General features: G+C 66.5%; 6 protein-coding genes and 1 pseudogene. 3 read left to right on the top strand and 4 right to left on the bottom strand.

Annotated features, from left to right (window positions below; translation table 11 throughout):
* Positions 1 to 193 precede the first annotated feature (193 nt).
* Positions 194 to 1,873 carry a bifunctional UDP-sugar hydrolase/5'-nucleotidase gene (locus A5780_RS38630; protein WP_231983232.1) on the bottom strand — a complete coding sequence of 560 codons (1,680 nt, stop codon included), beginning with the start codon at positions 1,871 to 1,873 and terminating at the stop codon, positions 194 to 196.
* A gap of 101 nt (positions 1,874 to 1,974) precedes the next feature.
* Positions 1,975 to 3,216 carry a cytochrome P450 gene (locus tag A5780_RS38635; RefSeq protein ID WP_064911501.1) on the bottom strand — a complete coding sequence of 414 codons (1,242 nt, stop codon included), beginning with the start codon at positions 3,214 to 3,216 and terminating at the stop codon, positions 1,975 to 1,977.
* A gap of 380 nt (positions 3,217 to 3,596) precedes the next feature.
* On the opposite strand from A5780_RS38635, the gene A5780_RS38640 reads away from it, so the two are divergent.
* The 3 genes from A5780_RS38640 (at position 3,597) to A5780_RS38650 (ending at position 5,824) form a co-directional block, all read left to right on the top strand.
* Positions 3,597 to 5,045 carry an NERD domain-containing protein gene (locus A5780_RS38640; RefSeq protein ID WP_064911497.1) on the top strand — a complete coding sequence of 483 codons (1,449 nt, stop codon included), beginning with the start codon at positions 3,597 to 3,599 and terminating at the stop codon, positions 5,043 to 5,045.
* 111 nt (positions 5,046 to 5,156) lie between these two features.
* Entirely contained in the window at positions 5,157 to 5,495 is a 339-nt protein-coding gene (locus tag A5780_RS38645; protein WP_064911498.1) for a type II toxin-antitoxin system RelE/ParE family toxin, read from the top strand.
* The gene (locus A5780_RS38650) at positions 5,492 to 5,824 is read left to right on the top strand and encodes a helix-turn-helix domain-containing protein (RefSeq protein WP_064911499.1); all 333 of its coding nucleotides are present in this window, start codon (positions 5,492 to 5,494) and stop codon (positions 5,822 to 5,824) included. Before A5780_RS38645 ends, A5780_RS38650 begins: the two co-directional genes overlap by 4 nt.
* A gap of 39 nt (positions 5,825 to 5,863) precedes the next feature.
* Here the strand turns inward: A5780_RS38650 and A5780_RS38655 are convergent, their stop codons facing one another.
* Positions 5,864 to 7,321, bottom strand: a complete 1,458-nt coding sequence (locus A5780_RS38655; protein WP_064911502.1) for an amidase — start codon at positions 7,319 to 7,321, stop codon at positions 5,864 to 5,866.
* Between the two features lie 366 nt (positions 7,322 to 7,687).
* Positions 7,688 to 7,933: pseudogene (locus A5780_RS41635) on the bottom strand (hypothetical protein); the annotation flags it as partial.

Consider the following 7,933-nt stretch of genomic DNA (forward strand, 5'->3'; position numbering starts at 1 on the left):
GGACAGGGACGGTGCAGCGCCCGCGCGAGGTCCCAGCGGTGAGTGAGCATGTCCACCAGATGGATGCCCAGCGCCCGGCTCCCGTCCCGCCCGGCGGTCTGCTGCTGGCTGCTCCCGCCCGCCGCGCATGTCCGCATTGTGCCTGCTGCGAGCACAAATGTGGGCGAACTCGACGTATCGCGCCGCAGGTCGCTCACCGGCGTTGGACGCGCTCCTCGGGCGGACCGACCGCTCCACGGTCACGCAGGTAGGTCTCCAGGGCGTCCAGATCGGTCGGGCCGACCGCCGTATCCGTGCCCCGCGTGAACACTGCGAAGCCGTCGCCGCCGGAGGCGAGGAAGTTGTTGGTGGTCACCCGGTAGGTCGCGACCGGATTCACCGGCCGGTCTCCGATGCGGACGGAATCGGCGATCACCTTGTGTCCCGGGGCGGCCTTGTCGTCGTAGGAGTAGGAGATGCCCGCGACCGAGAGCACGGCGGGTTTGCTCTTGTTGTCCCACTGCTGTTCCAGCAGGTCCAGTATCTGGCGACCGGTCAGGGTGACGGTGACGACCTGATTACCGAACGGCTGCGTCTCGTAGATGCTGCCGTAGGTGATCGGCCCGGGGCCGATGTCGGCGCGCACGCCGCCCGGATTCATGAACGCCGCCACGGCCTGCGCCGAATCGTGGGTGACATCGAGCATCGCATCGGCGATCACCGCACCGAGCGGGGATTCGCCGCCACCGCGATCGCTGCGCGTCAGCGGGGCCGTCGCGGTGCCCACGACCCGTTGTGCGCGCGGCGCCGCCTGGCCGGAGAAGAATGCGATCGACTTGTCCACCGCCCGATCGGGAGCGACATCGCGGGTCACTACCCGGTTGACGGCGTGCGCGGACACCTTCCCGTGGTCGAACCGCAGCGTGACGTCGGTGATCAGGCGCCCGTAGGACGACGCCTGCGTGACCACCTTGCCGTCGAATTCGCAGTTGTAGGCCTGATGGCTGTGCCCGGTGAGCAGCACTCGAACGGCGGGATCCGTATGCGCCGCGAGCGCCGGCACATCCGGACTGATGTCGGCGCAACCGTTGTAGTCGGTGGTCTTCGCCGGTGTTCCCTGGGCGCCGCCGTCGTGCACCAGGGCGACAACGGTTTCGGCACCGGCCTGTTTCATGGCGGGCACGTACTTGTTGATCGCCTCGGCTTCCTCGCCGAAGGTGTAACCGCGAATTCCTTCCGGGAAAACGAGATTCACCGTATCGGGCGTCACCACCCCGACGACACCGATCTTGTGCCCGCCGATGGTCAGCATCGTCCACGGCCGCACTCCGGCCGGAGGCTCACCGCGGGAGTCGGTGAGATTGGCGGCGAGGAAATCGAAGTGTGTTCCCGTGAACGGCTCCCCCGGTGAGCACCCGTCGAGCGCACAGCCGCCCGCGCGCAACCGTCCCAGTTCCACGACCCCGTGGTCCAGTTCGTGATTGCCCACCGCCGACGCCGCCACGCCGATCTGGTTGAGATAGCCGATCGTCGGCTCGTCGTGGAACAGCGACGACACCAGTGGACTGGCCCCGATGTTGTCCCCCGCCGACACCACCGCGCTGTCCGGATACGCCGCCCGCAACCGCTGCAGATGCGTGGCCAGATACGCCGCCCCGCCCGCGGTGTACTCCCCCACCTGACCGTTGCTCGCCTCCGGCGGTTCCAGATTGCCGTGCAGATCGTTGATCCCGAACAGGTGCACCTCGCCGGGTTGCGCCGCCGGAAGGTCGCTGGTGGAGACCAGCGGTATCGCGCCCCGATGTGTGGTTTCGCTGCTTCCGCCGCATCCGGACAGCGCGACCAGACTCATCGCGACGGCACCACCGGCCGCCATGCGCCGCAGAACACCCATACCGTCAGACTCTGACATACGGGAACGTCCCCGAAACGACGGTTCGGTGAACTCTGCTGTCGCCCTGCGCGATCGCCGACAGGAGACGGCTGCTCGGTGCGTCAGCCCACGGTGATCGGCAATGTCTCCCAGCCGCGCACGGTCGAGGTCGACGACAAGGTGATGTCGTCCCAGTCGACATCCCACGTCGGGAAGCGGCGCAACAGCTCCTCCAGCGCCACCCTGCCCTCGAGCCTGGCCAGCGCCGCGCCCAGGCAGAAGTGGGTGCCGAGGCCGAAGGTGCGGAGATTGCTGATCTTGCGGTGGATATCGAACCGCTCCGGGTCGTCCCAGCGTTCCTCGTCGCGGTTCGCCGACGCGATGAGCAGCATCATCGCGCTGCCGGCGGGCACGGTGGTCCCGTAGAGCTGCACATCTTTGGTGACGTAGCGGGCGATGGCGTGGCCGGTCGGCTCGAATCGCAGCGTCTCCTCGATCGCGTTCGGGATCAGGCTCGGATCGGCGACGAGTTCGGCGCGCTGTTCGGGGTGGCGGGCGAGCAGCGCACCCAGCCAGCCGATCAGCCTGGCGGTGGTCTCGTTACCGGCCCCCGCGACGACGGAGACATAGGTCAGGATCTCGTCGCGCGTCAGCGTCCGCGTCACGCCCTCGGTGTCGACGAATTCGGCGCGCATCAACTCGGTCATCAGATCGTCGGAGGGATTGTCGGCGCGCCAGTCGATGTATTGGGCGAACTGTTCGGCATCCGGAATCGCCTTGTCGGAGATCTGCATTCCCTGCCCGGGCTCGGTGCGCAGCGCGCTGTCGGCCTTGTCGCGCACGGTCTGCTGATCGGCCTCCGGGATGCCGAGCAACATGCCGATCACGCGCATCGGCACCTCGTTCGCGAACGCCGTCATCAGATCGAACCGGTCTTTCCCGGCGAGCCGGTCCAGCGACCGCCGGCACAGGTCGCGGATCTGCGGCTCCAGCGACATCACCCGCCGGGGCGTGAACACCCGCTTGAGCAGCGCGCGGTGGATGTCGTGCGCCGGCGGATCCTCCATCAGCAACGTGCCCGGCGGAATCTCGATCCCCGCCTTGATGATCTCCAGAATCGGCCCCCGCGACGACGAGTACGTCTCCCAGTCCAGCAGTGCGGGATCGATATCCGACGCGCGGGTGAGGGCATAGAAGTCGTGCTTGTCGTTGTAGTAGAGCGGCGCTTCCGCCCGCATCCGCCGATAGATCGGGTAGGGGTCCTTCGCGATCTCGCGGTCGAACGGGTCCCAGTAGACCACGTCGGCGCTATCGGGCGCGGGGGCGTCGTCGAGTGCTGTGGCAGGGCGAGGCGTGTCAGGCATACGGATCATTCTCTCTCAATGAGAATGAGAATTCCATAGCGGAGAATATCGATATCCTTCGCGGTTGCCGCGAGCGGTCGCCACTGGGCCGCCGCGCGCCCGGCGGGCAGTGCCCCCCGCCCGCACCCCGACAGGCAACGCCGACGACGCGGAACGTCGAGCCGACCGCTCCGCGTACACCCTCAGCGACTCCGAGTCGACATTCCGTCCGGTCGGAATTTGTTGTCTTATCTCACTTTTCGACCGTCCATGGGCCGCCGAGCAGCCCACCAGCCATTACCGCCCGAAAGCCGTTGTAGCGCAGCGTTATCACGCGACTTTCGGTGGAAGCACTCGGTTAACGTTGATGTGTTACAACGCTTCTGGAGGTCGAACCGGCCATGCTGGTAATCAACGGCGACATCACCAAACCGAAGACCCAACAGCAGGTCGTCGAATGGCTCGCGAACTACGTCACCCAACCCGGAATCGCCGTCTCCGGCGTCTACATCCCCAGGCTGGACGGCGGGAGCACCGAAGCCGATCTTCTGGTTTTCACTCCGCACGCGGCGGCCGTCATCGAGGTCGACGCTCTGCGCAAGAAGACCCGCGGACCGCTGTCGTATTCGATGAACGAGCGGTGGTCCGCACCCGGCATCCACGGCGACCCGGTCCAACTCCGCGGCGACGACCTCAACCCGCTGCACCAAGTGCGCAGGCCCGTCTCCGCCCTGAGAACCTTCGTCGCCGAACTGACACGCGGCCCGGAACCGTTCGTGGACGGCCTGACCCTGCTCATACCCAAGTCGGGCAACACGGTCACCCTCGACAAGGGCCCGATGCCCGCCGGGTTCACCGTCCTGCTCGGCGACAGCGCCTCCCAGCTCTACTCGTGGTTCGGCCGAACCGCCCAGCACCGCGACCGAACACCGTGGACCGCGGAGCTGGTCGTCACCGTGCTGACAGCCCTGCGAGTCGACCGCACCCGCGACGCCGAAAGCCGCCGCCGGCTCTACGCGGAACTGCTGGCGGAGGGATTCCCGACCGAGGTGTCGGCGGTCCCGAGAGAAGGAGACGGAAGCTCAACTACCTCGACGCCCGTCTCCGCGCCACCTGACGCCCCGGTCGCCCAGCCGGCGCAAGCAGACTGGGACGGACCGAATTCACAAGGGATCCCCTCAGGTTCACCCAACCCGTCTTCGCAGATCGATTCGACACCCGCAACCCCGCCGACCTCGGCCGCCGTCGCCACCTCGCCGGACGCACAGGCTCACCAACCGGAACAGGCAGGCCAAGCTCGACCGAATCCACAGGTGGCCCCGACAGATTCACACCTCCCGCCTTCGCAGGACGCCCCACACAACGCCGCCCCACCGGCCGCGTCGCCCGACTCAGCCCAGTCAACCTCACCGGTCTCCTACGGCGCGACCCCACCGGCTTCGCACGCCGACGCGACATTCTCAGCTGTACAGACTTCGCGAGCGGCCCCGAAGCCTGCGTCCACACAGGCTCTGCAGACCGACGCCAGTCCCGCACCCGCACCCGCACCCGCACCCCGGGAGACAAGCACAGACTCCAACTTCCGAACCCAACCCCCAGCACGCCACCGCCTCCGCACCGCACTCCTCGGCATCGCCGCCGTGCTCATCCTCATCTGCGGCATCGGCTACATGGCCGGCAAAGACCACCCCCGCGCACAGTCCGACTCCCAACCGGCACCATCCCAGGTCCGCCCGCCCGAGAGGACAACGACGCCCGCCCCGCCGCCCACCGAAACCCCAAGCACACAGCAACATTCGACAACCCCGACGGAGGGGGCAACCTGCTATCCGTTCCAGGCGGGCTGCTGATCCTTCCGATGTGAACTCGGCACCTGCGTCACTCCCGCGGCGGAACAGCGGCAGTATAACAAATAGGTTATACTCGGCGTGGTGACCTGGGAGATCAGTCTTCATCCGTAGGTGGAGTCGTGGTTCTTGGCAGTCTGTGCGGACGATCCGGAGTCGGGAGACCTCATCGAAATGGCGCTGGATTATCTGTCCGCAGAGGGTCCAGCCGCCGGAAGGCCCCTGGTGGACCGAGTGAAGGGCAGCCGTTTCCACAACATGAAGGAGCTCCGGCCCGCATCGACCGGCCGATCGGAGGTGAGGATGTTGTTCGCATTCGATCCAGCGAGAGAGGCCATAGTCCTGGTCGCAGGCGACAAAGCCGACGAATGGCAGGGGTGGTACTACGAAGCAATACCCCTGGCCGACAAGCGCTTCACTGGGCATCTGGAAGCGTTGAAGGAGCAGCAATGAGTTCGAAGTTCAGCACCTGGAGCGAGGTAAAGGCCAAAGCGCGCCAGGCCGATTCCCGAACCGAACCAGAGCGCGCTGCAGCACGAGATCGTGCCCGAGAACGGCACGAGGCCTATGTGCGTGGCCACCAGCTCGCCGAGATCCGGAAGTCGATCGGCCTCACACAGACAGAAGTTGCTGAAGCCTTGGGGATTTCGCAGGCGAGGGTCTCGAAGATCGAGCGAGGCGAGGTGTCCGGCATCGACACGATCCGAGCGTACGTCTCGGCTCTGGGCGGATCGGTCGACCTTGTCGTCACGCTCGGCGACCGTACCTGGAAGGTCGCCTGAAACCTCTCGCCTCGCTCGACTACTTCGCGTCGCCAGCGCCTACTCGAAGCCGGGCGGCGGGGTGAATCCGCCGAACTCCTGCTCGAGCAATTCGGCGAACCGCAAGGTCGTCGGGTCTTCGAGGTAGGGGCCGATGATCTGCATGCCGAAGGGCAGCCCTTCCGGCGAGTGTCCGATCGGTGCCGCGGTCGCCGGTAGCCCGAGCAGGGTGGCGATACTCGCCCACACCAGGTTGTAGTTGTACGGGTAGGCGGTGCCGTCGATATCGATCGTGCGGGTGTCCATCCCCGAATGGTCGTGCGGGAAAGCGGGTGTCGGCGTGATCGGGCACAGCACCACGTCGAATTCCTTGAACAGGTGACGCCACCCGTCGGCCAGGCCGATGCGCACGCGGTCGGCCTTCACCCAATCGCCGTGGCCGGCGACGAAGGCTCGTTGGATGACCGCCTCGACGGTGTCGGTCTCCGGCGGAATTTCGGCGACGACGGCTTGGATCGCCCGGATCGCGTCGGCCGGGGCATCGGCGCCGAATTGCGACATCAGCATTGTGAAATAGGTTTTCGCGGTCAGCGTCAGGTCGGGCAGGAGAGAGCTCTGCCGCGCGACCGTGGCACCGGCTTTCTCGAGCCCCCGCGCGATCCGGTCGAAACCGTCGCGAATCACGGTGGATGTCGGCAGCAACGGATGACTGTCGATGATCAGCACGCGGAACTGCGCCAATTCCTCGCCGCGCGGCGGTGGCAACTCCAGCTTGTAGGCGACCGCCTCCACCTCGTCGGGCCCGGCAAGCAGCCGCGTCGCCAAGGTCAGGTCGGCGGCGCTGCGGGTCATCGGACCGACGACGGGGAGGTCCATGGGAGCCTCCAGTGCGGGCGTGCGCGGCGGTATGTGCCCGCGCCCCGGCAGCAGCGTGCGGGACGGTTTGTGCGAGTACACGCCGCAGAAATGCGCCGGCACCCGCAGAGAGCCGCCGATATCGGAGCCGAGTGCGAGCGAGACGTACCCCGCCGCGAGCGCGGCGGCCGACCCTCCGGACGAACCACCGGGCGAACGAGTCGGATCCCACGGATTGTTGGTCGTGCCGTAGATGTCGTTGTAGGACTGCCAATCACGCAGAAAGAACGGCACATTCGTCTTGCCGACGACAACCCCGCCCGCTGCCTTGACGCGCGACACCAGCACCGCGTCCTCCGCCGGCACCCACCCCTTCGCGTCGGGCAGACCCCACGTGGTCGGCAGACCGGCGATATTGAACGATTCCTTCACCGCGACCGGAACGCCGAGAAGCGGCCCATCCTCACCCCGCGCCAGCGCCGCATCGGCCTGTTTCGCCGCAACGCGAGCGCGCTCGAAATCCCGCACCACAACGGCATTGACCTTCTCGTCGAACTTCTCGATCCGCGCGATGCTCAGTTCGAGCAGTTCGGTCGCCGAGATGGTCTTGGCCTGCAACGCGGCTACCTGCTCGCGCAGCGTCGCAAACTCCGGTCCGGGCATCAGTTCTCCTCGCATCGTGCACCTGGTGGTCATGGCCGAAGCGTCGGTCGGGATCCACCGCGACAGACGCTCTCCATACAACCTCGTTGGACCGAAATTTACTCCCACAGAACACGTTTCGTGCTGCTTGCGAGGGAGGTGGCCTTGGCCCGCACGGAGAGCGCGATAGCCACGATTCGTGCCTACGCCCTCGAAACCGGTCACGGCGATCTCCCCCGGGCGTTCGGCCGCTACATCCGGCCAACTATCTACTTGCCGGCGAGTGGTCTCCCGCCGACTCGGAAGGAGTGCGGATAGATTTCCCGTTCCCGATCGTCATCGGTTGGCGGGAACTCGAGTACTGATGACCGAGGGCCGAATTGCGTCTTACGCATAACTCGGGTCGTTGTCCTCACGGAATCCTTGAACGGTCGCGTCGATGAGGCGTTGGAGGTGGTTCTGGATGATGGATGTGTCGGCGGGGTCCGCGCGGAGGTCGTGTTTGGTGTGGCGGACGAGGTAGCGACCGTCCGAGTAGTCCATGATGTGGAAGTCGCGGGCGGGGCGGGCGGCGCGGGAGCGGGCATCGCCGGTGCGGCTGTCATGGGTGCGCAGGTGGCCGGGCAGGGTGTA

This window comes from Nocardia sp. 852002-20019_SCH5090214, from assembly GCF_001665865.1.
Lineage (GTDB): Bacteria > Actinomycetota > Actinomycetes > Mycobacteriales > Mycobacteriaceae > Nocardia > Nocardia nova.